General features: G+C 36.6%; 14 protein-coding genes and 2 tRNA genes. 12 read left to right on the top strand and 4 right to left on the bottom strand.

Features of this window, described 5'->3' with window-relative positions; genetic code table 11:
- Positions 1 to 151 precede the first annotated feature (151 nt).
- Positions 152 to 1,597: an APC family permease gene (locus BP861_RS07995; protein WP_292374226.1), complete on the top strand. Its 1,446-nt coding sequence runs from the start codon at positions 152 to 154 to the stop codon at positions 1,595 to 1,597.
- Positions 1,598 to 2,753: 1,156 nt separating this feature from the next.
- Here the strand turns inward: BP861_RS07995 and BP861_RS08000 are convergent.
- Complete coding sequence (locus tag BP861_RS08000; RefSeq protein ID WP_292374228.1) at positions 2,754 to 2,948, bottom strand: hypothetical protein; 195 nt, start codon at positions 2,946 to 2,948, stop codon at positions 2,754 to 2,756.
- Between the two features lie 70 nt (positions 2,949 to 3,018).
- Here BP861_RS08000 and BP861_RS08005 point away from each other — a divergent pair, with 70 nt between their 5' ends.
- The 4 genes from BP861_RS08005 to BP861_RS08020 all read left to right on the top strand — a co-directional run bounded on the left by BP861_RS08005 (position 3,019) and on the right by BP861_RS08020 (position 8,105).
- Entirely contained in the window at positions 3,019 to 3,804 is a 786-nt protein-coding gene (locus tag BP861_RS08005; protein WP_292374230.1) for a helix-turn-helix transcriptional regulator, read from the top strand.
- Positions 3,805 to 3,876: 72 nt separating this feature from the next.
- Positions 3,877 to 6,474 (top strand): histidine kinase dimerization/phosphoacceptor domain -containing protein, encoded by a 2,598-nt coding sequence (locus tag BP861_RS08010; protein ID WP_292374232.1) that lies wholly within the window; start codon positions 3,877 to 3,879, stop codon positions 6,472 to 6,474.
- Between the two features lie 20 nt (positions 6,475 to 6,494).
- The gene (locus tag BP861_RS08015; RefSeq protein WP_292374234.1) at positions 6,495 to 6,929 is read left to right on the top strand and encodes a response regulator; all 435 of its coding nucleotides are present in this window, start codon (positions 6,495 to 6,497) and stop codon (positions 6,927 to 6,929) included.
- A gap of 705 nt (positions 6,930 to 7,634) precedes the next feature.
- Positions 7,635 to 8,105: a response regulator gene (locus tag BP861_RS08020; protein ID WP_292374236.1), complete on the top strand. Its 471-nt coding sequence runs from the start codon at positions 7,635 to 7,637 to the stop codon at positions 8,103 to 8,105.
- A 48-nt stretch (positions 8,106 to 8,153) separates the two neighbouring features.
- Here the strand turns inward: BP861_RS08020 and pap are convergent, their stop codons facing one another.
- Positions 8,154 to 9,665 (bottom strand): polyphosphate:AMP phosphotransferase, encoded by a 1,512-nt coding sequence (gene pap, locus BP861_RS08025; RefSeq protein WP_292374238.1) that lies wholly within the window; start codon positions 9,663 to 9,665, stop codon positions 8,154 to 8,156.
- A 2,276-nt stretch (positions 9,666 to 11,941) separates the two neighbouring features.
- Positions 11,942 to 12,406: a hypothetical protein gene (locus tag BP861_RS08030; RefSeq protein ID WP_292374240.1), complete on the bottom strand. Its 465-nt coding sequence runs from the start codon at positions 12,404 to 12,406 to the stop codon at positions 11,942 to 11,944.
- A gap of 875 nt (positions 12,407 to 13,281) precedes the next feature.
- Here BP861_RS08030 and BP861_RS08035 point away from each other — a divergent pair.
- The 7 genes from BP861_RS08035 (at position 13,282) to pglX (ending at position 23,669) form a co-directional block, all read left to right on the top strand.
- Positions 13,282 to 13,611, top strand: a complete 330-nt coding sequence (locus BP861_RS08035) for a DUF2551 domain-containing protein (RefSeq protein WP_292374242.1) — start codon at positions 13,282 to 13,284, stop codon at positions 13,609 to 13,611.
- Positions 13,612 to 13,646: 35 nt separating this feature from the next.
- Complete coding sequence (locus BP861_RS08040; protein ID WP_292374243.1) at positions 13,647 to 14,048, top strand: hypothetical protein; 402 nt, start codon at positions 13,647 to 13,649, stop codon at positions 14,046 to 14,048.
- Between the two features lie 161 nt (positions 14,049 to 14,209).
- Positions 14,210 to 14,282: transfer RNA gene (locus BP861_RS08045), tRNA-Gln, on the top strand.
- A 462-nt stretch (positions 14,283 to 14,744) separates the two neighbouring features.
- Positions 14,745 to 14,829, top strand: a tRNA-Leu gene (locus tag BP861_RS08050).
- A 992-nt stretch (positions 14,830 to 15,821) separates the two neighbouring features.
- Positions 15,822 to 16,394: a DUF1788 domain-containing protein gene (locus tag BP861_RS08055; protein ID WP_292374245.1), complete on the top strand. Its 573-nt coding sequence runs from the start codon at positions 15,822 to 15,824 to the stop codon at positions 16,392 to 16,394.
- Between the two features lie 101 nt (positions 16,395 to 16,495).
- Complete coding sequence (gene brxC, locus BP861_RS08060) at positions 16,496 to 20,104, top strand: BREX system P-loop protein BrxC (RefSeq protein ID WP_292374247.1); 3,609 nt, start codon at positions 16,496 to 16,498, stop codon at positions 20,102 to 20,104.
- Between the two features lie 16 nt (positions 20,105 to 20,120).
- Entirely contained in the window at positions 20,121 to 23,669 is a 3,549-nt protein-coding gene (gene pglX / locus BP861_RS08065; protein WP_292374249.1) for a BREX-1 system adenine-specific DNA-methyltransferase PglX, read from the top strand.
- 51 nt (positions 23,670 to 23,720) lie between these two features.
- On the opposite strand, the gene BP861_RS08070 is transcribed toward pglX, so the two are convergent.
- Entirely contained in the window at positions 23,721 to 25,142 is a 1,422-nt protein-coding gene (locus tag BP861_RS08070; RefSeq protein ID WP_292374251.1) for a helix-turn-helix domain-containing protein, read from the bottom strand.
- Positions 25,143 to 25,384 lie beyond the last annotated feature (242 nt).

Genomic DNA, 25,384 nt, shown 5'->3' on the forward strand with positions numbered 1-25,384 from the left:
ATTTCTTGAAAATATTCTGAGAATGAGCTAGATTTTGTTCGAATTTTTCCCGCTTTTTCCGTTTGCAGGCTTTTATGGATCGATTTGTGTTGTAAGAGCTGTGCGAATCGTCAATTATCATTTTATATTAATTATAGGAGTGTGCTTTAAAGTGAGCAACGAAAACAGTGAAAACGGAGGGCTCCAGCGAACAATTGATTGGAAGCAGGGACTTGCGATTGCCCTTGGTGTCCCCATGCTTATACTCCCGTCCATAGGTTACTTTGCAAATTATGTATGGGCTGCTGCAATTATTATCTGGGCGTTATCTGTCTTTCAGGGTTTCATGCAAAATTTTGCCTACGGGGAGCTTGCTACAATGTTCCCGAAAGCGTCCGGCCTTCCCGGGTATGCTCAGAGTGTTTTTGGAGGCAGCGATAAAAATAAACGATATGATCTGAGCAAATTGCTTGGAGGTTTCAGCGCCTGGAGCTACTGGTTTGCTTGGAATCCGGTTCTTGCAATTTATTCAATCCTGATCGGAAGCTATCTTAAAAGTCTGGTTCCTGCATTTGCAGGCGTGCCTGACATCGCAATTTATCTCGCGTCTGGTGCAGTTGTAGTCGTGCTTCTTATTATGGTCAATTATCGTGGGCTTTCGAACGGAGCAACGCTCGGGTATATCCTTGCAGTAATTTCCCTTGCCCCGCTTATTATAATTTCTCTGGCTCCCTTTGTAACCGGGCATTTTGAGATTAGCAATATTACCGGCGCCTGGCTTCCCACAGATTGGAGCTGGGATCTACACCATATCCTGATCCTGCTCGGGCTTTTTGCAATGGCTCAGTGGAGTGCCTGCGCTTGGGAAACTGCAGCAATTTACGGGCCTGAATATAAGCAGCCTAAATCAGATGTCCCAAAAGCCCTCTTTATCTGCGGTACTATCTGCCTCATAACCTTTATTCTTGTCCAGTCAGCTTGTACCGGAACCCTTGGAATTACAGGAATACTGGCCGAACCCTTCTCTCCTATGCTGCCTATGGCTCGGATGACCCTTGGTCCCATAGGTGGTGCTCTCACAATCTTCATGTTAATTGCGGCAATGGTCCTCATTATCCAGACTGGCTTTCTCGGAGCTTCAAGGGCTATGTACTCCATGGCTGAAGAAGGAAATCTGCCAAAGTTCTTTGGAAAAATGAATGAGCATGGAACTCCTATCAATGCAATGATTTTCATTGCACTCTTGAATACGGGCTTCATCTTCCTGGGAACCCCTTCAGCTATACTTGCTGCATCAGCAATAGGTTATGTCTGCGCTAACGGGATAAGTTTGCTTGCATATGCGAAGGCAAAAGTTGATCCAAAGTTCTCAAAACTTGAAAGACCGTTCAAAGCTCCTAGAGGCTGGCAATATGTAGCCCTTTTCTTTGGGTTATTTAACCTGCCTCTATGTCTTATTGGAATAGTATACCTGAACAGTCTTGAAGTAGGCTGGACTTCAACAATAGTTGGTTTCGTAGTGCTTGCCCTTTATGTTCCACTGTGGTATTATTCTCAGAACGAGAGAAGGGCAGCTTTAGAGATGGACAATTCCTTATCAAACGAATCCATAATATAATAGTTTTGAGTTAAAGACCTATGTTAAATGTACTAATTTAAGTTCGCGTAAATTTATGCTGTTTCCCTTTATTGAAACCCTGATCAGTCTGTGAGTCAATCAATATTTTCAAATCACGAGTTCATATTAGGGTGCAAAAAGGGTTCGCAGGAAATGTGAGACTACAGGATGATATATCGAGATACAGCAATCCTGTGGCCTCATATCTATTTTTATTCTCAATGAACTAAAACCATTTTACTACTTTCTATTCTACGAAAAAATAACCTTACGTGGCTAGATCTTACCTAGCCGGATATGAGATATAACAATTTGCGATAATACTCTATGAGAACCAAAGTAATTTTCTATATTGTGCTTGGTGCTTCTGATCCTTGTAGCTTCGACAGCTATTATATTTTTTACTATATTTTTTACGGTCGGCGTTAGGAGAAAAAATAGCTTATCAAGTAGGCAATTTTCGTAAAATAAAACAATTGTAGAGTCATATTAGAGACGATAACCCTGCCTGAGAATTGTTGTTTATATTTAGCATTTTTAAATTAGGGTTTCTTATTTTTGTTTTTCTTATTGATGGAAGGTTATGAAAACTTCAAAACTAACATGTTTCCTTTCTTGGTAAATCTTTGAATTTTAAGTTATCTGCAGGTTGGGTTTACCAAAAGAGAGATTAAAATATAAGGAAAAAATCTAAAGTATTGAAAAAATTTCTATTAATCTTGTGAAAACGAAATCTGGTTTCGGAGGCACCCAAAAGCTATGGCATTTCCCACATGCCACAGCTCTGGTACCTTTTTAATGCATTTGCTGGGGTTCGGAGCAGAGAAAATTTCCAGGTATTAAGCCTGAAGTTTTTCCTTTTTAGTTTTTTCAGGTCCCGTGAGTTCCAATCATATTTTTATATACAACTGACTTACCTCACGTAATGCTCCTTAATTTTTTATGGAGGATGCAAATAGTCTTTAACATTTTTGCTTTTTAGTTCTTTTTTGTGCCATTTTTGTTTCTATCTTTTAATTATTTTAGTGGCCACATTTACCAGTTTTTTCGCGCCATTTTTAATTATTTTAGCGGCCACTTTAACCAATTTTTCACGCCATTTTTACTCGGTTATTTGCCTTCTCAGAAATATCTGTTATTCTTTCAGGCAATTTTCTTATATTGGATTTACTTTACTGGTAAGTGATTTATCAATGGCTTCAATAATATATAGCCCGATCCGCGTGGCTCTTGCAAAAGTTTCAGGCAAAAGAAAGAGCTGTATGCAGGTTCTAAAGTAAAGTGATTTTTTAATGCCATTAAAAATTTTCATTCGGGATTTACCAAGGCTCAAAACTTTTTCTAATATCAAGATTCTTAAATATATTTGTTATCAAACATAATCTTTTAATAAAAGTATTTCCAATAAATATGAAATAGCAATGAGTTCATCTTTATGTGACACCATCTGGCTTTCTGAAAAAAGGAAAAATCTCCTTCTCTTGCTTATGGAAGGTTCGAGGAACATTGAGCAAATAAAAACTTCTCTTAATGTGACCTCAAAGGCAATGATGCCTCAGATTAAAATCCTTAAAAAACAGGGCTTGATCCTCCAGGAAGAGGACACTTATATGCTTTCGGAGATTGGAAAGCTTGTCGTTGGAAATATGCTTCCTCTCCTGAACACACTTGAGGTTCTCGAGGAAAATAAGGAATACTGGGCAAGCCGGGATACAAGTGTCATACCGCATGAACATTTTATGAGGCTTGGAGAACTGGGGGAATGCATGGTAATCGAACCTGACCTGAACCACCTGTTCGACCTCCCAAGGGAGTTTACTGAGAACCTTCTAAAATCCAGATGCATTCTGAGTTCACTTTCTTATTATCATCCTCTTTATCCATCACTTTACTCAAGGCTTGCAAAAAACGGAGTTGAAATGGAAATCGTGCTTACAAAAGCTGTATTTGAGAGACTCAAAAACGATTGCAAGGATGAACTCGAAATCCTGCTCAATTCCGAGAACACAGTTTTTAAGGTCTGCGAGGAAAATATGCAGCTGCCGACAATTGCTGTTACTGAAAAGTTCATGTATCTCTGCCTTTTTGACAAGCATGGAAAATATGACCATAGGAAAGTAATGAGTTTCGATGTAAGCGCTCTTCACTGGGGCAGGGAGCTCTTCATGCACTATAAAAAATTATCTCAAGAAATAATTAAAATCTGAAGCCTGCTAGTATTTTAAGGCAAAAAAGGAATAGGCTTCCTACCTCTCTTTTATAACTGGCTGGAGTATACTATGAGATTTAAAGACTTTCCCCTGAAATCAAAGCTAGTTATCTATATCGTTGTTGGGGTTTTTCTTGTTCTTGCAGTCTCTACGGCTGTGATCATCAGTACGGTCACTTCCCAGGAAGAAAAGCTGGCTTACCAGAAATCAATTGAAATGGCAAGCAATTATGCAAACCAGTTTGATGCCGATATGAAAGCTAACAGTGCAATTGCAAAGACTCTTGCCCTTACGATGGAAAACTATGAGGCTTCTAACAGGACTGAAGTGATCGGCATCATTGAGAACATCCTTGAAAAAAATCCGAACCTGATTGGGGTTTATGTCGGATACGAGCCAAATGCTTTTGACGGCAGAGATGCGGAATATGTCAATACCTCCGGGCACGATGCAACAGGCAGATTCGTCCCTTATTGTAATAAGATCGAAGGCAATGTTAAAGTTGAATCCCTTCTTCGTTATGATTCTTCGGATTATTACCAGCTGCCCAAAGCCAGAGGAGAAGACGTCTTAACAGAGCCTTATTTTTATGAAGGCATATTTATAGTCAGCCACGTTTCCCCGATTTTCAAGGACGGGAAGTTCGTAGGGATAGGGGGAGTTGATGTTCCTCTGGAGTATATGGATGAAGTAGTGGGTAAGGTCAAGGCTTTTGATACTGGATATGCCTTCATGGTAAGCAACACAGGCGTCTTGCTTTCTCACCCTACACACAAGGAATGGATTGGGAAAAAAAGCCTCTATGACTTTAACTCGAAAGAGATAGTCAGAGCAGCAAATGATGTAAAAAATGGAACCGGTGGATATATCGAGGTCAGGGACCCTACCACAGGCAAACCTGTTGTAATGTTCTATGAACCTGTGCAAACCGGGAATCTTGCCTTTGTGCTCGTAATTCCGAAAGAAGAAATGCTTGCAGGCGTTGTTGATCTTCGGACCAAGCTTCTGGTCATTTCTGCAATTTCAATTCTCTTCATGGCTGGCCTTGCATATATGATTGCCCTTTCTATCACAAGACCAATAGATGAAATCGTTCAGGATTTCAAGAATATTGCCCAGAATGCAGTTAAAGGGAAGCTTGATGTCAGGGCAGATACGGATGTGGAAAGAGACTTCAGGGAAATCCCTACTGGCCTGAATGAAATCCTTAAAGCTGTAATTGTGCCTGTAAGAGAAACTATACGAGTAACCAATGCGCTTGCAGAAGGAGAATTAAAAGCCAGAGTCAATGTGAACGTACAGGGGGAGTTCAGAGAACTCGGAAATACCCTTGACAAATTCTCCGAAACTTTGAATAGTATTATCGATGATTCAAACGCAGTTCTTACTGCATTTCAACAGAACAATTTTAAGCAGCAGATCAGTATCCATGGGAAAGGCGATTTCAAGCTGCTTACGGATGGGATTGAAGAGACGCGCCAGGCTCTTGATATGATTACAACCCAGCGTAAAGAGGCGGAAAAAGCCCTTCTGGACTATGCAAAAGAACTTGAGCGATCTAACAGGCTTAAAGAGGATATGGAAAGGGTTGTCAATACAAGTCCTGTAATCGTTTTTTTATGGAAATATCAGCCCATGTGGCCTGCCGAATTTGTTTCGGAAAATATTACTCGATTGGGTTACGAAGTGGAGGATTTTACTTCTAATAGGCTTCTTTACGGAAATATTGTGCACCCCGAAGACGTGGAAAAGATGGCTGCCGAACTTAAGATGAATGTTGAGGCTGGCTGCACGGATTATACCTCAGAATATCGGATTCTCACAAAATCCGGAGAAGTCCGCTGGGTTGACGAAAGGACAGTTATCCAGCGCAATGAGAATGGGGAAATCCATCTTCAGGGCATTATTCTGGACATAACCGAACATAAAAAAGCCGAGGATGCGCTTCTCCAGATGGAGGAAATTCGCAAAAAAGAAATCCACCACCGCATCAAGAATAATTTACAGGTAATTTCCATGCTTTTATATCTTGAGTCTGGAAATTTTACGGACAGGGATGTGATTGAGGCTTTCAGGAACAGCCAGAACAGGGTCAAATCAATGGCTCTTGTCCACGAAAAACTTTACCAGTCCGAGGATATGGTAAGTGTGGACTTTGCGGATTACATTAAGAATCTTGCAGATTATCTGTTTCATTCTTACTCTCTGGATAGCGAAAAAGTGAGCTTGAAGCTGGATGTCGAAAAGGTTTTCTTGGGAATGGATACGGCCGTTCCCTTGGGAATAATTGTCAATGAGCTAGTCTCAAATTCCCTGAAACACGCCTTTACCGACGGAGAAAGGGAAGGAGAAATTTATATTGAGCTACGCAGAAGTAAAGAATACTTTATGTGGCAGGGAAAGGACGCTGTTACTTCTGAAAATGGAAAAGTCAGCCACCAAAATAATGAAAGTAATGACCTTAATGGTACAGATCGGAATAAAGAAGAGAGGTTAACCCTTATAGTAAAAGATAATGGTAAGGGATTCCCTGAGAAACTGGATATTTGGAATACAACTTCCCTGGGACTACAGCTGGTGACAACACTTGTGGATCAGATTGAAGGAGAAATTAAACTTGACCGAAGCAGGGGAACAGGATTCGAGATTAGTTTTTTCAGGAGATGAAAAATAAATAAGGTGCGAAAATGGCGGAAGGAAGAAAAAAGGCAGAAGGCAGAATTCTGGTTGTTGAGGATGAGCATATTGTTGCAATGGGAATAAAGAAAATGTTAAAGAGTTTGGGGTACACGGTTACCGGTATAGCTTCATCCGGAGAAGATGCTATAAGCAAGGCAGAGAGTACTTTCCCTGATGTCGTGCTTATGGATATCATGTTAAAAGGTGATATGGACGGCGTAGAAGCTGCAATGGGAATAAAGGAAATGTTTAATATTCCGGTTGTTTACCTGACCGCTTATTCTGATAGCAAGATTCTTGAGAGAGCTAAGAGAACCGAACCTTTTGGTTATATTATAAAACCCTTTGATGAGAAAGATCTGTATAGCAGCATTGAGGTAGCCCTGCAAAGGTACAGAAAAGAAAAATCGGAATCACTCAGGGAAAACGAAAATCCAGAATGATCAGAAGAAAAGAAAAAGGAAAGCAAGAAGGGTCAGAAGAAAAAGCTTCAGATCTTTTCAGGAGAAAATTGTTTTCCAAGATATTTTCAAAAAACCCTGAAAATTATCCAGAACGCCAAAGTTTACCTCTTTTTCTTTACGAGGTACAAGAAACCCCTTATTATTCCTGTTCCTTTTCCTAATTATTTATTACCAGCCTTTTTTTCCACATACTAATTTATTCATCCCTGTTTGATTTTACTGAGGTTAAGATCAGGGTATTTCAATGAATATTTAGCGAATTATTTTTTTGACAGTGCGGTTGAAATTTTCAATTGAATCAAAATATCCCTTACGCCAGGACAAAGTTCTTCCCTTTTGTCATGGACAGTGTCAGCTTTAATTTCCTATTCTTTTGTAAGCACCATATGGCGTGGGTTATATATCTTAATTTATATAGGGTTCTGTGAGGAACGCATCATAGAAAATTGCCTTCTCTATTGGATTTGAAAATTACCATTGAAATACAACAACTATAAAATAACTATTGAATTTAATTTTCTTATTTAAGGATCAAATATACTTAGGGTCAAATACTCAGGGCAAAATATATTCAATTGCTTCTAGCCTGTAACTTCATTGACAGATTGGAGGAATTTAAGCTTTATATGAAGAAGAAACCTGTTTCAAACCTGCTCTTTGAGGATGAACAAAGGTGTAATAATAATGGTAAAAGGAAGAATTCTGGTTGTTGAGGACGAACATATTGTTTCAATGGGAATACGGATAATGCTGAAGAATTTAGGATATGCTGTTACAGGTATAGCTTCATCCGGGGAGGAGGCCATTAGCAAGGCTGAAAGCACTCGACCTGACCTTGTGCTTATGGATATTATGTTAAAAGGTAATCTGAATGGTATAGAAGCATCAAAAGAGATAATAACCCGGCTTGATATTCCAGTTCTTTATCTTACAGCTTGCTCAGACCGTAAAATTCTCGAACAGATCTGGAATACGGGATATGGATGTATTGTGAAACCTTTCGACGAAATGGATCTGGAAAGGGACATTGAGATCGTTCTTTCTCGGCATAGGTTGGAGAAGAATGTTATAAAAAGTCCTCTAAAGCTTCAAAACAATTCGGAAAGACTCAAGTCTGCTTCAGGTTCTCTATCTGACCTTGAAGATTCAAAGTAAAATTTTGAGTATCATATGTTAATATAAGTAACACATGTTAATATAATATTATTTTTTCAGCTCCTTTTCAAGGGCCTCAGTAGCACTTTTCAGGACTTTGATTCTAGAGTATCGTTTGTCGTTTGATTCTACAATAATCCACTGGGCATTTGTTGTACTTGTTTTCTGGAGCATCTCTTCAGCTGCTATTTTATAATCATCCCATCGGCCCCGGTTTCTCCAGTCTTCGGCTGTAATTTTCCATTTTTTTTCCGGGTCAAATTGCCTGTTGTTAAAACGCTTCAGTTGAGTTTCCTTATCAATATGAAGCCAGAATTTGAGTACAATTACTCCTGACCGTGTCAGGATTTCTTCAAATTCATTAATCTCTCTGTAAGCTCTTTTCCATTCTTCCTCATTGCAGAAACCTTCAATTCTTTCTACCATGACACGGCCATACCAGCTCCGATCGAAAATTGTTATATGACCAGCTTTAGGGATTGCTTCACAGAAGCGCCAGAGGTAATGATGGGTTCTTTCTACGTCATTTGGTGAGCCTACAGGAAATACTCTATAGAGCCTGGGATTAAGATTTTCTACAAGGCGGTAGATATCTCCTCCTTTGCCGGCAGCATCCCAGCCTTCAAAGACCACAACCAAGGCACGCTTTTTCTTGAATAACTCGTACTGTAGGGCTGCAAGCTTTTGCTGGTATAACTTTTTCGATTTCTTATACTCATCGACATCCATTTTTTTAGAAAGGTCAATGTTATCCAGAATGGAACTGTTAAGCTGCAGAATTCCTTTTGCTTCTAGATCCAGATATTTAAGGGTTTTTTCAGATAGGGTTCTGGTTGCCTGTTCAATAGAGGCTTCAATTTCATGGATTGCCGTCATCATGATCTTTATAGTCGCAAAGTTTCTGTCATTAGCTTCCACGATTGTCCATGGCGCATGAGGCATGTCTGTCTTTTCCAGCAGCTTCTCGACAAATGGCAGGTACTCGTTATAATTATGGATAAAATCAAGATCCTGTCTTGCTTCCTTCTCGTATTCTTCAAATATGAATCGAAGGTCATCTTTGTCGAGATTTTTAAAACGCTCTTTATGTTCTTTTTCGCTTATATGAAGGAAAAATTTAATAATAAGATAGCCATCATCGGCAAGCTGCCGCTCAAAATAGTTTATTTCTTCCAGGCATTTTTCCATTTCTTCCTCGGATTTTTCCTTTCCTAGGCACTCTATTATTGACCTGCTATACCAACTCCTGTCAAAAATTGCAATATTTCCTTTGACAGGACTCCTGGACCAGAAACGTACAATAAAAGGCTTGAGGTGTTCTTCATAACAGGGTCTAATCATTGTGTGGAAACTATATCCTCTGGGGTCCAGCGAAAGAATAAATCGGTTTATATCTTCGGCCATTCCTGAGACGTGCCAGCCTTCGAAAACGAGAATAACAGGTATTTTTAAGTCCCAGGCTTTCCGCTGCAGTTCTCCGATCTTATATTTAAGTACTTTCTCGCTTTTCTTATATTCGGAAACTGCTATTGTCTTGGAGAAGTCTACTTTTTCAAGCATAACGGAGCCCATCATTTATAATAATAAAAATTATCTTGTTAGTAGTATTGATAAATTTATGAGTATGATGCATACATTTAATGAGTTTCTAAATAACTATACTATGTAATTTGCGTTATATTTAGTTCATTTTTTATGAATAAGTTAACTTACTCTTAATTAAGTTATATTTTAAGTTTTTTGATATAACATTTTGGCTACTTTTAGGCTTAACAAATTATATAAAGAAATCAATTTCCATATTATGGAGATAGTTGTTTTATCTAGTTTTCATTATGGAGAGTCTATATGAAGCAGAGCTAGTATTATTTTATAAATATAATCAAATATTAATGGAGCATTTGTATATATAAATTAGATATTTAACATACCACATATAGTTTTTTTCATTTGATATATTGATTATTTTTTTAAATAGTATACTATTAGTTAATAACTTTTATTTATCATATCTATAAAGTCTATATGATTAATAGATTATATAATACTTCATACTACTATTTGTTATATTATCTTTCATAGATAATATGCTAAATTCTGGGAGTTAATGTAATAATACATCCAAAATTGAATATATTTTATTCCATATTTTTATAATATGTGTTTGTGATATGTCATGGCATATTATAATGTTACATCCTAAAAACTATAGATAATACCTTATATATTCTTCATAATAAAACATGCATTCATATCATCTATTAAAATAAACTAACTCATAAATATATTTTATTGTATATTTCTTGTATAGTTAATCAATTTATCAATTAATTAATACTATTTTTATAGATTCTTAGAACTCTTTATCAAAATATATTTTATTTAGTACTCAGTTAGTTTATCAAAAATGTGCCATCTAATATATTATATACTTAAATTAGATATGTATATTAACAATGTCAAAAATAAATTCCTATTAAATGGTATATCTTTTATAATATAACAGGTCAATATCTTTTTGTAATTCACATCCAAATATTATTGTTTATAATGTATGTAAAAAATAATCTATAAATAACAGTTACTCCAAAAACGAATTTATTCACCTAAATGATCACTTTAGTTCTAAGTACTTTTAAAAATATTTATTTAATATTATATATTTGATATTATTTCCCCATAAATTCTTTTTATAGCCCTATATTTATATACTAATTTTTTAAGCAAATTGGGTAGACTAATAAATTTAATTTTTGGCAAAAACACATAGGTAAAAATTCGTCGAGAGGATAATTATTTGTTAAAGCTTTAATAAATAGAGAAAATTCCTTGTTTTTATTTAAATATTCAACTTTAATATTGGGTGCGAAAAAAGCTACATATATTCTTATATTATATATGTATGAATACTTTTTGTATTCATCATCTTTTTTCTTTCACAACTTTATATCTTTAATAAGGCGGTTGTCGGCCAAATATACCATATTCATATAGTCTTTGTAATAAATGACTTGACAAAATAGGAGTCTAAATCTCATTCTGCAGAAATTCTCAAATCTATTCTTATATTATACTAGAATAAATTTGTAATTTAGATGTATTGAACCCACTTAAAAGTTCAAGAGATAAAAGAATACAATAATTTTTTATATTATGCGCAGGGGTTATTTAATTTTACGATTTTATTACAAACGTGATGTTTTGTTCACTCAGATAAAAATTTCCGGGCAGGAATTTTAAGAAAAACATGCCAATATGTAAAAGCTTGTCCGAACAAGTTATTTTTTATGAAATAAACTGACAATCTCTCCGCTTTTTCGAATCTATATTTTTAATTATAATTTTTGGTATTTATAATATATAATATACTAATATCTGCTTGCGTTTTATGGAGCTATATTTATAAAATGTTTTTTAATCTCTCTAGTATAGACTTGTCATATATTATATCACTGAAAAAATATAGGCGAATCGTTTGACAAATTTTACTCAAATGTATAATTTAATATTCATATATCTCATTTAGTCGAAGAGTTTGGTAATATATAAAATGTATGTGAAAAGTATTTATTTATACTTCGGCTAATAAATAAATACAATTCATTTGTTATATAATTTGTAATATATTTTAAAAATTATTAAATATATATTAATAATATCTAAATTTATTATTTATCTTTTAATAAATTTCATTAAATGATATAAATTATATATATTTGGCTAAATAATATTATTTATTTATGCGTATTATTATATAGTGACGTATAACAAATCCCCAATTAAAGTCCCTAGTTATTTCAAAGGTGTTAGAGAAATGGTAATAATCTGTAACTAAATTATAATGCCAGTTCAAGATCAAATATTTCTTCAAAAAGTTTGTATTTTTTCCGGGCTCTATATAGATACTGACGGGTGGGAGTTTCATCTTTTGCCCTAGCAAAAAGAGCTTCAATTTCTCCTCTGGAGAAGACAGCTTCAAGCTTTTTCATGGGAATTGACTCAAGCCCTTTCCAGTCGTCAATTACCTGACTGCTTATAGGAATTGGAATTGGAAGCAGGGAGACCTGAATTTCATCTACCCAATTCCATTCTGAGTCATAGATATTTGCATAAAAAGCTCCACAAGAGATGCATTTTGTTACTACCACTGTTCTTTCTTCTGCAGCATGATAGCTGAGGCTCATAAGTATGGAATCACAACAGGTACAATTGCCTATCTCATTTTCTTCCAGGCTGTAAGCATGTATTTGATTTTCTCCAATGTATAAATTATTCCCTTTCAAGTCATAGCTGTATTCCATTTTATCCGCTCCTGGATGAGGTTGAGAGGGTCGACTCTATTGGTTTCCTAGCCTTACCTTATTTCTAACTCTCTTTCTTTGTAAAGGATATAAACCTATTAATAATAATCCCTTTTTATGAAAGGCTTTCAGCTTCAAAGAGACCTGTGTTTTAGCTCCCAGTCTTCCATCTAATCTCTTCCATCTTTATTCAGAATCTCTTTACTTTTGGCTCTGAGACTTTCTGTCTTGTTCTGAAATTTTAATACTTACAAGAAGATGCCACAAGATTTATGAAAAATAGACATTTAAAGGTCAGCAACAAAATTGTAATTATTTGAAAAATATGGAAATGAAAAAAATTATAAATCGACTAAACTTTTAGGAAGAATTTTATGGTCCGGCTAATCTGTTAATTTCAGAGCTCTAATCAAAATTCGGAAAATTGAGGTTTTTACTTTTAATTTAAGTAAAAACTAGCTGTTTTAGTGAATTAAACGTAAAGTTCATATATTGTTACAAGAAAATAATGGTGTGGTTAAGTAAATATATTGTAAAAGTATTCAAAGTTTTCCTCAGAAAATGAATATTTACTATTTATAGAAGCATAAAGATATTATTAAATATAAAATTTTAAATAAAAAGGTAAAGTTTCAATGTTTACAACGAAAGATTTTAAAAAAATATTTAAAATATCTCCAGCACGTGCATAATATAAAAATCAATATATCAGAGAAAGAGTATATATGCATACAAAAAACTGGTTTTGAAGTAAAAGAAATTGTCTAATGGATATCAATTTTTTGTATCCATCCACATCAGAACGAATAAATTTAAAAATCTATATATAGAGCTATAACTTACATATTTTACTACATCAGTAAAGGTGGTAATCAATGGTATCCATCCGAGCTAAAATTAAATCCAGACTAGAAAAATTTCTTGAAGTTGATTCCAGTGGATATCGAAGGGCAATCTTGTGTATTTTTATCAAGGTGAAAAAAGCGACTATTGATGAGCTGCATGAAATGCTTACGAATAAGTATAATGTATCAAGGAATACGGTTGCATCTATGGTCGGGTATATCCATTCAAAACTTGGAATTTTAAGGGCGCATAAAGAATCCTATAAGACTCCAATGGTTTACCTCTTGAGAGAAGAATATATAGACTTGCTCATGAAGATTGTAACTTCACCCAAGACATCTGCTGAATTTACGACTTGAGAAGTTTACTACTACACCTAACTGTCTGATGAATAATGTCACTCGTTAAAAACGCCCCCAGAACGGCAACGACTATTGTCATAAGATCGGATGCCAATACCCGCATAAGCCATTCGAGAGATCCATACTATACCCTTATGCGACGTATTTTTCAAGAAGACGCTACTGCTGTTAGAGGTCAAAAGTTTCTGACAATAATAGAAGAGCGTCAGGCTGCAGGAAATTCAATACGAACTGACGAATGGAAGACTCTTCTGGAAGAACTCCAGATAGGGCGTGCCTCATTTTATGCAATGCGCAACAAACTGCTCGGAGCAGGGTTAATTACGATAAAAGATAAGGAGTACAGGCTTTCAGGTCAGTTTTCAAAAGACCTTTTAGATATGGCCCGCTGGTGGTGGACTGCAGTTCTCAATCAGCCCGAGGAAAACCTGTAAAAGTATAATTTCTCTTTTTATTTAACTTTTAATTATTCCTCTTTTTTATTTAATTTTTAAATTTTCTGAGCCTTTCAGCCGAAAGGTATTTATACAAAATCTTCCTTTAGAAGATACGCTTCAGGGCGAAAGAAATGCGCCCCACAGCGAAAAATCATAGAAGCCCGGTAGTGTAGTGGTCAATCATGTGGGACTCTGGATCCTGCAACCTCGGTTCGAATCCGTGCCGGGCTATACTCAATATGTAAGTAAACCTATTCTCTGTCATAAAACAGAAAATCTTTTTTCCACTTTTTGGATATACTTTTATATCAAGTATTTTTCTATTATTTCTGCGATTGGAAGTCTCAAAACTCTACAAATTTTGATCTTAAAGGTTTTCGGCCTATTCTTTATTTATAACTTAAAAAATATTCAAACAATAAGGCATTTTTATCGTTAAAATTAATATAAATATGCGGACGTAGCTATTAAATGTCCCAATTTAATGATTAATTACACAGAAATACTTTGTAAATATACATTCAGTAAAAATTAAACTGTGATTTTTTTAAAGCCTGTTCTTGAGGATTGGTTGGATCTTCAGGAGTTCTTTAATTCTACATAAATATGCAAAAATTGGCCAGCAATGTCAAAGGCGCCAGGTTCAGAGTCTAACATACAGGACTAAATGTTTTAAGAAGACTCGAGAAAAAGGCGAGAGTTGCCCAGCCAGGTCAAAGGCGATAGGTTTAGAGCCTATTCTCGTAGGAGTTCGTGCGTTCGAATCGCACCTCTCGCATCAAACTTTTTTATTACTATTATTTTTGCTTATTATCTGATTTTTACATATATTTTGAGTTGCAGCAAGATGAATATTTAAGAAGAGGGACTTAAGATTCGTTAACTTTTGTGAAGTCCAAAACTTATTTATGATAGTCTACTCTAAGTTTAAAGCCTATTGTTATTTTCTTAATTAAATATGGAAGACTCTTGGATATATCATACCTCTCGAGGTTTGGGTTATATACTTCAGGATGAATGCTATTTAACTAGCTCCAATATGTTTTCTTATTTATCCAGCATATATATCTTTATTTATTAAGGAGAATCAACTGAAGTCTAAAATATTTTTCTCTGTATATTATATATTATCTACTTAAATACCGTTTTCTTCCAATAATCGTGCTAGTTTCCGGTATCCGTTCCCAAGAATAAAAAATTATTCCTTAATGCGCGCTTTCTTTATTTTAAAGATATTAGCGAGCCCCGAGATTTTCTCAGCTCCTTTATTGTAATGGCTGCTTAATCGTTGAGCTGATCCTAAAACTCAAAATTGCTTCTCTAAATCCCGTATTTTGAATAATCAATCGAGTTTAGATCGTGGAAAAATAGTTCTGAAACTTTACTGATTTGAGAATAAAATTGGTTTTGGGATGAGCTCGTTAAAAAATCAGTATATATTATAACTTGAGCCCTTCAAGGGTTTCTATTACGTTGTAAGGTTCTCTTGGAATAGATAGCCCACTCATTATCTTATTTTAGCTATTTTTAATGTATATACAGCTCACAATATATTTTTTTGTAAATTTTGTAAGTTGAACTGAAGAAGTCAACAGTGTTATACCTTTAACTGTATAAAACATGAACCTAATCAGGATGTTAAGTGCGCTTAGCTTTGTACTTTAAGTATGAAACTATTATATTATAAAATCAAATATTCTAAAATATAGGGTAGTAATTTTATAGATTAAAATAGAAATACATTTATAGTTTTGATAGGACGATAAAATTATGAAACTTGAAGAGAGTCTCGAACTCTTAAAAGAAAAGATAACAACAACAGATTTTCGGGAATGTAAAGGGTTAGGAAACGAGATTCCATACTGGATTTTTGATTATGAACCTGAAAAAGAGCTTCTTGTTAGAGACACAATAAGCAATATTATCTCAGTCTTCGAAAGCAAATACTCAATTAAGATAATTGAAATTAATCTTTATAATCTATGTGTCAGAGTTCTGAATCATAAGCTTACTGATGAGAAATTGACTCAGTTCGAGAAGAAAAAGGGTTCAAACGCCTTGCTTGAGAAGGTAAGATTAATTATTAATCAAGAGGCTATAAAAAAAGAGATTTCCGAGATTCTCAAAGTCGATTACGACCTTATTTTTCTGACAGGAGTAGGAAACGCATGGCCAATGGTCAGAGCTCATTCAGTTCTTAATAATCTTTATTCTATTACAGGCAAGAAGCCTCTAGTACTGTTTTATCCAGGGAAATACAGTGGGTTTGACCTCAGCTTATTTGGTGAATTTAAAACCAAGAACTACTATAGGGCTTTCCGCTTGATGCCAGAAGCAATGTAATCATGAGATTTTTAAAGCTTTTAGAGAGGAAGTTTGAGGAACTTGAGATATACATTAAAATTTCTACCGAATTATATTGAGATCTGGTAAGAGTGCTAAACATGACAGCTGCAGAAATAAAAATAGAAGACCTATTTGAGAAAGATATCCGAAGAGATATCGATGGGGTAATAAAGGTCGATAAGGAAGATGAAAGTAGTGTTTATACTGAACTTGATGAATATGTGGTAACATGTGAGTCTCTAAAGCATTTTGATAATTTTTTTAGAAATTATACTGCAGCCATGGAAGAGCCCACAGATAAAATAGGAGTCTGGATTTCAGGGTTCTTTGGCTCTGGAAAGTCACATTTCCTCAAAATCCTGTCGTATTTATTGGAAAATAGAGCAGTTCAGGGCAAAACTGCACTTGAATTTTTCAGGGAAAAAATTAAAGATCCTGCAATTCTTGCCAATATCGAAAAAGCCATTAATACAGGCACTAAAGATGTCATTCTCTTTAATATTGATTCAAAAGCAAATACTGTAAACAAAGGCGAAGAGCAAATTGTAAATATCTTCATGAGGGCTTTTAATGATAGGCGTGGATATCTGGGAGATGTCTTCTGGATCGCAGATCTTGAGGAAGATCTAGAGGAAAAGAAACTTTATAAACCTTTTAAAGCTGAATTTAAGCGTATAAACGGAGAATCCTGGGAAGAAAGAAGAGTTGCTTACAGTTTTGAGCAGGACGATATTATAGAAGCCCTTCTAAACTGCGGTTTCATGAGCAGGGAAGCTGCTACAAGGCTCTTTGAAAGCGACGGGACAAGCTATACTTTCAGCGTTGAGAAATTTGCAAATAAGCTCGATCAATACTGTAAATCAAAGGGAGAAAATCATCAGGTAATTTTCCTGGTGGATGAAGTGGGTCAGTATATAGGAGAAAACAGCGAGCTGATGCTCAATCTCCAGACAATTGTAGAAGATCTTGGGACCAAGTTAATAGGAAAAGCCTGGGTTGTTGTAACCTCGCAGGCTGATATTGATACGATTACAAAACAACATGTTAAAGGCAATGACTTTTCCAAGATTCAGGGGCGTTTTAATACCCGCCTGAGCCTTACCAGTGCAAATGTAGATGAGGTTATCAAGAAAAGAATCCTGCAGAAGAAAGAAGAATACAGAGATTTTCTTGCCTCTTACTATGCTGAAAAACAGATAATACTTAGGAACCTGCTTGCTTTTTCAAACAGGGCTGAAATAAAGGTCTACAGGAACGAAGCCGATTTTGTAGATGTATATCCTTTTGTCCCGTACCAGTTCAGCCTTGTGCAGAAGGTCTTTGACAAGATCAGGGAAACAGGTTTTACAGGAAAACACCTGGCAAAGGGAGAAAGGTCCCTCCTTGGAGCTTTCAAGGAGTCAACTGAGAACTACTGTGAGAAAAACGTAGGGCTGCTAGTTCCTTTCCATGCTTTCTATGAGACGATTGAAGGCTTCCTTGACCCGATTATAGCAAGGACGATCTCCCAGGCCTGGAAAAATGAGTTACTTGATGAAAACGACTGCGAACTTCTGGAAGTCCTGTTCATGATCAGGAACATAAAGGAGATCGAGCCAAACCTGGATAACCTGATAGTGCTCTCCATTTCCTCGGTTGATGAAGACAAGGTCAAACTGAAACAGAGAATTATTGAATCCCTCCAAAAACTCGAGAGACAGACCCTGATAAACAAGTCCGAAGACAGGTATTATTTCCTGACAAATGAGGAGCAAGATATCAATAGAGAGATCAAAAGGATAGATATCGAAGATTACCAGATCCTTGAAGAGATCCATGGGATGCTCTATGAGCAAAAATCAGGAATTTGCCCGTCTTCCTATAATGATTACAAATTTAATAAAGCGGTTGATGACAGGATAAAGGCGGTATCAGGTGCAGACCTTACAATCAAGTTCCTTACTCCTCTTTCAGACCAGTACTATAGCAGGAAAGGCACCCAGCGGTCCCTGAGCGGCGAGAGTTTAAGCAATATAGATTCCACGGATACCCTTCTTTTCATAATTCCCAACGACGAATTAATTGATCAGATCAGGTCTTACCTGAGAATCAAAAAATACCTCAAGCAGAACTCTTCAAACCGGAATAACACGGAAATCCAGAATATTCTGTTCACAAAAGAGAAAGATGCCGAAAGCGCAAGAGCAAAAGCAGAAGAGCTGATTGTCCAGGGAGTCTCGGATTCAAGGGTCTTTGTTGATAACAAGGAAGTGCCTCCTGGAAAAACCAGCTCGAAAGAGCGCATAAAAGAAGGGCTCGATCTCCTTATAGAAAACGTCTACAGCAAAGCCGGATATGTCACAAAGGATTACGAAAACGAGAATGAAGTGCTAAAGCTCCTGCGTTCGGATGACCTTGAGAAATTTGGGGTTACAGGCAGCGAGACAAACAGGCTGGCTTTAAAAGAGATGCTTGATTACATCCGGCTAAAGCACGGGAGAAATGGAAGGGTTCTTCTAAGTGATTTAAAGGAGCATTTCACGAAAAAACCCTATGGCTGGAAAGATATGACGGTTTCAGGGCTTGTGGCAACGCTTTACCAGAGAGAAGAGCTCAAACTCCGCTACCAATCCGAATATCTATTCAATGCAGCAGATATTACCGCAAAGCACCTGACAAGGAAAGATGATGCTGACAAGCTGGTCATAGAAATTAGGGAAAAAGCCGGAGAAGAGGACCTCAAAGCCGTAAAGCAAATCCTCAGCGATCTTTTTGAAAAAATAAACCTGCCAGAAAAAGAAGGAGAGCTTTACAAAAAGGTAAAGGAAATCTTCCAGGAAGAGCTTTCAAACCTGCATGATCTCAAAGGTAGATATAAGGAAGAGAAAAGCTTTCCCGGCAGGCCCCAGATAGAAGCCTACAGGAAATTCCTGAAGGAACTGACCGAGAATTCGGATTCCTCAACTTTTTTCAGAGCAGTCGCTTCCCGGAGAACCGAGTTTGAAGCACTTCACGCCGAAGCAGAACCTGTAAAGAGCTTTTTTAACGGTTCCCAGGCTGAAATCTTCAAGAGGCTTACCAGAAAGCATAAAGATTACTGCAGAAACCTCCAGTTCCTTGATGGAGAGACAAAAGCAGCCATTAATGAGATTGACTCAATCCTTAACCTAGAAAAGCCTTACTCACAGATTCGCCAGCTACCAATCTTGGAAAAGAAGATAGAAGTTTCAATCCAGGAGGCTCTTTCTGCCCAGAAGAAAGAGGTAAGAGAAAATCTTGATACAGTTATAAAAGAGCTTGAGAAGGAACTCTCAGACGAAGGGTTTTCGGACGATTTCAAGGAAACAGTGCTCGGGCTCTTCAATGTGATCGAAAGAACCCTAGAAGATGCTGAAGACTGCGCTCTTGTGCAGAGCCAGCTCTCTATGATAAACGATCTCCGCGTAGAAGCCTACAAGAAAATCGACCTCAGGCGGCAGACCATTCGGGAAAAAACGCTGAAAGTACCCTATGGGGAAGGCATTGACAATCCAGAAAAGCCAGACGCAGAGCAGGAAGAAAAATCGACATTATCTCCGGTGCCGCAAAGAACTACAAGAATAATAAACAAGATCTCATTTTTCAAGTCCGGAAAAATGCTGGAAAGCGAGGCTGATATCGAGGAGTACCTGATACAGCTTAAGGAGAAAATGCTGACAATTCTCAAGAAGGAGAATATAAGGGTCTAAAAAGGGTCGGATGGGAATGGACAAATCAGCAATAATCGAATTTTCAAACAAGGTTCGGGACAAGTTAAATGCCGAAGTAAGAAGCGAGGCAGCCTATTATGGAATAATCTCTTCTAAAGAAATCCGCGCTGTACAAGAGCATGAAGATTCGGTTGTAATCAACGGTAAAGTCTTTAATTCTAAAATCAAAAACCAGCGTTCTCAGCTCGTAAAACAGGTCAAGAATAAGGGTTACGAACAGGTCATGGAGGAAGTGACCTATATCTGGTTCAACCGGCTTGTGGCTCTTAAATTTATGGAGATGAACGGCTGCCTCCCTGACCAGGTAAGAGTCTTTACCTCCTCTGATCCTGACAAAACGGAACCCGACCTTCTAACAAATGCCCTGAAACTTGACTTTTTGAACGTTGATAAGAACTCAGTCCTCGACCTTAAGGCCGAAAACAAAGATGAAGAGCTCTACAAATACCTCATCCTCAAGCTCTGCAATTATCTACACAAAATCATGCCTTTCCTTTTTGAAGAAATTGAGGACTATACTGAACTCCTTTTCCCTGACAAACTCCTGCACACCGGCTCAGTCCTGCACGACCTGAATTCAATTATCCCGGACGATGACTGGCGCGAAGTTGAAATTATAGGCTGGATCTATCAAGACTATGTAGAACCGAAGAAAAACAAAGTCTTTGCCGATCTCAAAAAGGGAATTAAAATTAGTAAAGAAAATATTCCAGCTGCAACGCAGCATTTCACACCTAACTGGATTGTCCGTTACCTTGTAGAAAACTCCCTTGGTCGTCTATGGATATTTAACCACCCGGAATCCAGTCTTGTTGATAGGATGGAGTATTATATAAAACTTGAACAACAGGAAATCGATTTTCTGAAAATCAGTTCTCCTGAAGAACTTAAAATATGTGATCCAGCCTGTGGTTCGGGACACATGTTGGTTTATGCTTTTGATCTGTTGTATGCGATTTATGAAGAAGAAGGTTACAGTCCCTCAGAAATTCCAGAACTGATCCTGACCCACAATCTCTTCGGGATTGAGATAGATAAGCGTGCAGGAGAACTTGCAGGCTTTGCGTTGACCATGAAGGCAAGAAGCAAGGACCGCCATTTTTTCAAAAAGAAGGTCCAGCCCAATATCTGCATGTTGGAAAGCGTTATTTTTGAAGAAGGAGAGCTCAATGCTTACATAGGTGCAGTTGGAAGTGACCTTTTCACCGACGCCCAGAAAGATACTCTGCTCCAGTTTGCTGAAGCCGACAATTTTGGTTCTCTAATTAATCCAGCTTCATCAAATATATTGGAAATACTGTATCTACTTGAATCCAAAAGTCTCCCCGAAAATATAGTTCTTTACTCTACTCATCAGAAGGTTCTGCAAGCCCTACAAAATGCCAAATATCTTAGCTCTAAGTATCACATAATAGTCACTAACCCACCGTATATGGGTAGTAAAGGCATGAACAATGAGCTAAAAATTTTTGCTCAGGAAAAATATCCTGATAGTAAGTCTGACCTTTTTGCCATGTTTATCGAGCGTGGATTTGATTTAATTGTTGAACACGGATACAATGCAATGGTTACAATGCAAAGCTGGATGTTCCTTTCATCTTACGAAAAACTAAGAGAACGCCTGCTGGATGAAGTAACAATTGATTGTATGGTTCATATGGCAAATATGGTAATGGGCATTGCTTTTGGAACGGCAGCAACTGTCTGGAACAAAACAAAGAAAGCTGACTTCAAAGGCCACTTTTCTTATGTTTACTATGAGGATTTGACAGAAGAGAATGAACCGAAACAATTCCCGATGCAGAATGATAGACTTGCTCGCGCCTCCGCCGCCGACTTCAAGAAAATTCAGGGTAGTCCAATTGCTTATTGGGTGAGTGATAGGATGAGAGAGATTTTTGAGGACGGAGATAAATTATCAAGAATTGCACCTGCGAAGATTGGGATGCGCACAGGTGATAACGATCGATTCCTAAGATTCTGGCATGAGGTTTCAAATCTGAATTCTGGCTTCAATTTTGAAAATGCACTTGATGCTGAAAAGTCTGGTAAGAAATGGTTTCCTTATAACAAAGGCGGAAGTTTCAGAAAGTGGTATGGAAATAACGAATATGTAGTCAACTGGCTGAATAATGGTTATGAGATAAAAGAGAATACGCTCGTTAATTATCCTCAATTGTCTTGGGATAATTTGGGTTGGAAGATTTCAAATGAAAAGTGCTATTTTCTTCCTGCTATAACATGGACAGCTACAAGTTCTTCTCATTTCGGAGTAAGAAAGTCTTTTCAGGGCTTTTTATTTGATGTGAAAGGTTCTTGTTGTTTTCCCAATGATTTGCCAGATGAAATAGTCCTTGGTTTTCTAGCAAGCAAACAAGTTAGATTTTTTCTTCAATTCTTAAATCCAACTATTGAATATCAAACTCGAGATATTGGGAATCTTCCTTTCATTAATAACATTCTCAAAAATGAGACCCCCACTGAAATAATTAAGTATGTAACAAGTTTAGTTGGAATATCAAAATTCGACTGGGACTCCTACGAAACCTCTTGGGATTTCACCACTCTTCCAATACTAAAACCAGAATATCACCAGCCAGCCCTTCATGAGACTTACATCAAACTTCGCACCCACTGGAAAGAAATGACTCTCGAAACACAGCGGCTGGAGGAAGAAAACAACCGCATTTTCATTGAAGCCTACGGCTTGCAGGACGAACTAACTCCAGAGGTTCCAATTTCTGAAATCACGCTGACCTGCAATCCATATTATCGTTATAGTAACAATAAAACCGAAGAAGAACTGGAAACTCTTTTGCTGACCGATACCATAAAAGAATTAATTTCCTATGCTGTCGGCTGTATGTTTGGAAGATATTACCCAGAAAAAGAAGGGCTGATCCTTGCAAATCAGGGAGAAAAGCTGGCTGATTTTAAAGAAAAAGTACCTGATGCTTCTTTCCTGCCGGATGAAGACAACATAATCCCAATTCTCGATGACGAATATTATACGGACGACATTGTAGGTCGGTTCAAGGAATTTTTGAAATTTACTTTTGGGGCAGAGACGCTTTCCGAAAACCTGGACTTTATTGCAAGGGCACTTTCGAAAAAAGGCGAAGCTCCTGAAAAGGTTATCCGGAATTATTTCCTGAAGGATTTCTACAGCGATCACGTTAAAATGTATAAGAAAAGGCCGATTTACTGGCTCTTTACTTCAGGAAAAGATAAAGTGTTCAATGCGCTCATTTATATGCACAGGTACGATAAAACTACCCTGGCGAAGATGAGAATCGATTATTTACTGGATTTTGAGTCAAAGCTGGATGCTAAAAGACCGCTTCTGGAAAAAGAGATTTCTGAAAATTCAAAAAATAGAGGGAAGGCAGAAACTGAGCTTGCGAAGCTCAAAAAGAAGATTGAGGAGCTCGTGAAGTATGATGAGCTTCTTAAGAATAAAGCGGATCAGATGATTGAGATTGATCTGGATGATGGAGTTGTGGAGAATTATAAGAAACTTGAAGGACTGGTCGGGAAAATTTGAGTACAGCAGATTCTTTTAATTATTTTTACCAGCCCTCAATATTAAAATAAATTATTGTTGACTGGGCCAGTATAAGTTTTTATATTGGTCTATTTCATTTTTATTTAGAGCCCTTGTACCATTGAACATACGAACATAAAAATTCCCATCTTTAAATTTATGTAGATTGTCTGCTTTTTTTACTTTAATACAACATACATCTTTTCCAAAAATTTCATGGAATGAAATCCTTACATATTTTTTTAATAACGGTTTTTCAATATATTTATCTAATATCTGTATTAGTTTTAGCGCAAAATAGTCTCTTGACAATAATCTTTTGTTGACTATATCAACCATATCGTACTCATCCTTCTGGACAGAGTATTCATTATCGATTCCCAAAACAATCCCCGAATTGGAAACACCAATTAGCAACACACCTCCGTCAGAATTCATAAATCCCGATATCGATTTTGCGATTTTGTATTTCACATCACCATTCATTTCGTATCCTTCAGGTGGTACAGTTAAATATGGTTTAAATTCAATTTTTTCAGTTTCACCACTTGAAATCAATTTAAAAACACGGGAAGTATTGACATCAAGCACTGGTATCTCTCTATCTTTAAAAACAAACGGCTTTAATGCATTTTTTGCACCACAACTGAGGCATTCTAAACCAAGAACGACTCGATATTGTGAGCCTTCAAAAGAGTCTATCCATATGCCATTAACGAACATTACACCCTTTTTATCTGGTCGCTCACTCTTTCTACAATTTGGGTGCAACACTTGAAAATAATCAGTTCCTGTAAACTCAAACTCTGGTATTTGGGATGACCAATTCCCGTGATGAACTGGGTTCCCTCCAGACTTTACAATTCCTTTTGTGTCGGATATATCTTGCATGTTGAAGCAATTAGAACATATTAGATCGTGAGACAGCCCTATGTTTTCTACATTATCTGGAGTGTTAGTAACTTCACTTCCGCAATCTGGACAGGTAAAGGCATCAATGTCCATTGTACAAAAACCTGCTACTTTCTTATCTTCACAAAAATACCAAGGAAACTTATATTGAATTTCTTTTGGCTTTTGATATTCAAAGGGATTTACGGCATGCTTCCAATACGAGTCGTTTATTAACTGCTCATTATTTTCAAAGAACTCTTCAGAATAGTTCTCTGACTTTATGGCACATTCAGCAAATATCACATCAATTTCTTCTTTATTAAATTGACCATGTTTTAACAAGGCTTCGGTTACTTTATCTTTACATAATTGAGGTGCTCTATTATAATCCAGAGATCGATAATATACACTTATAATAAGTTCCAATATCCCTTTTCGACTTTCATTTATATTAGTTTCAAAATTATTTATTTCAAAAGGCATTCTATCTTTTATTTTTTTCAGAATATTAACAATACATTCATTACATTCTATTAATATTCCATTTTCCCTATAATGAGACATTTTTATCGAAACCATCCTTATTGATATAAAAAGATAAATTCAATTTAGCAACTTGGTAAATAGCAGATTTGTATAAACATTTTTGAATTACTCAAAAGAAACATTCCAAAGAAACTAAAACACGATAATATAAATTTTATTCCATCCTCAATTCCGGCGAATCAGAAATCCTTGAATTCAAAGAGAAATTCGATAACAGGACCATAGAATCAGCTGTAGCTTTTGCCAACGCAGAAAGAAAGATGATCCTAACCTTA

It is taken from the genome of Methanosarcina sp. UBA411 (assembly GCF_002495725.1).
Taxonomy (GTDB): Archaea; Halobacteriota; Methanosarcinia; order Methanosarcinales; family Methanosarcinaceae; genus Methanosarcina.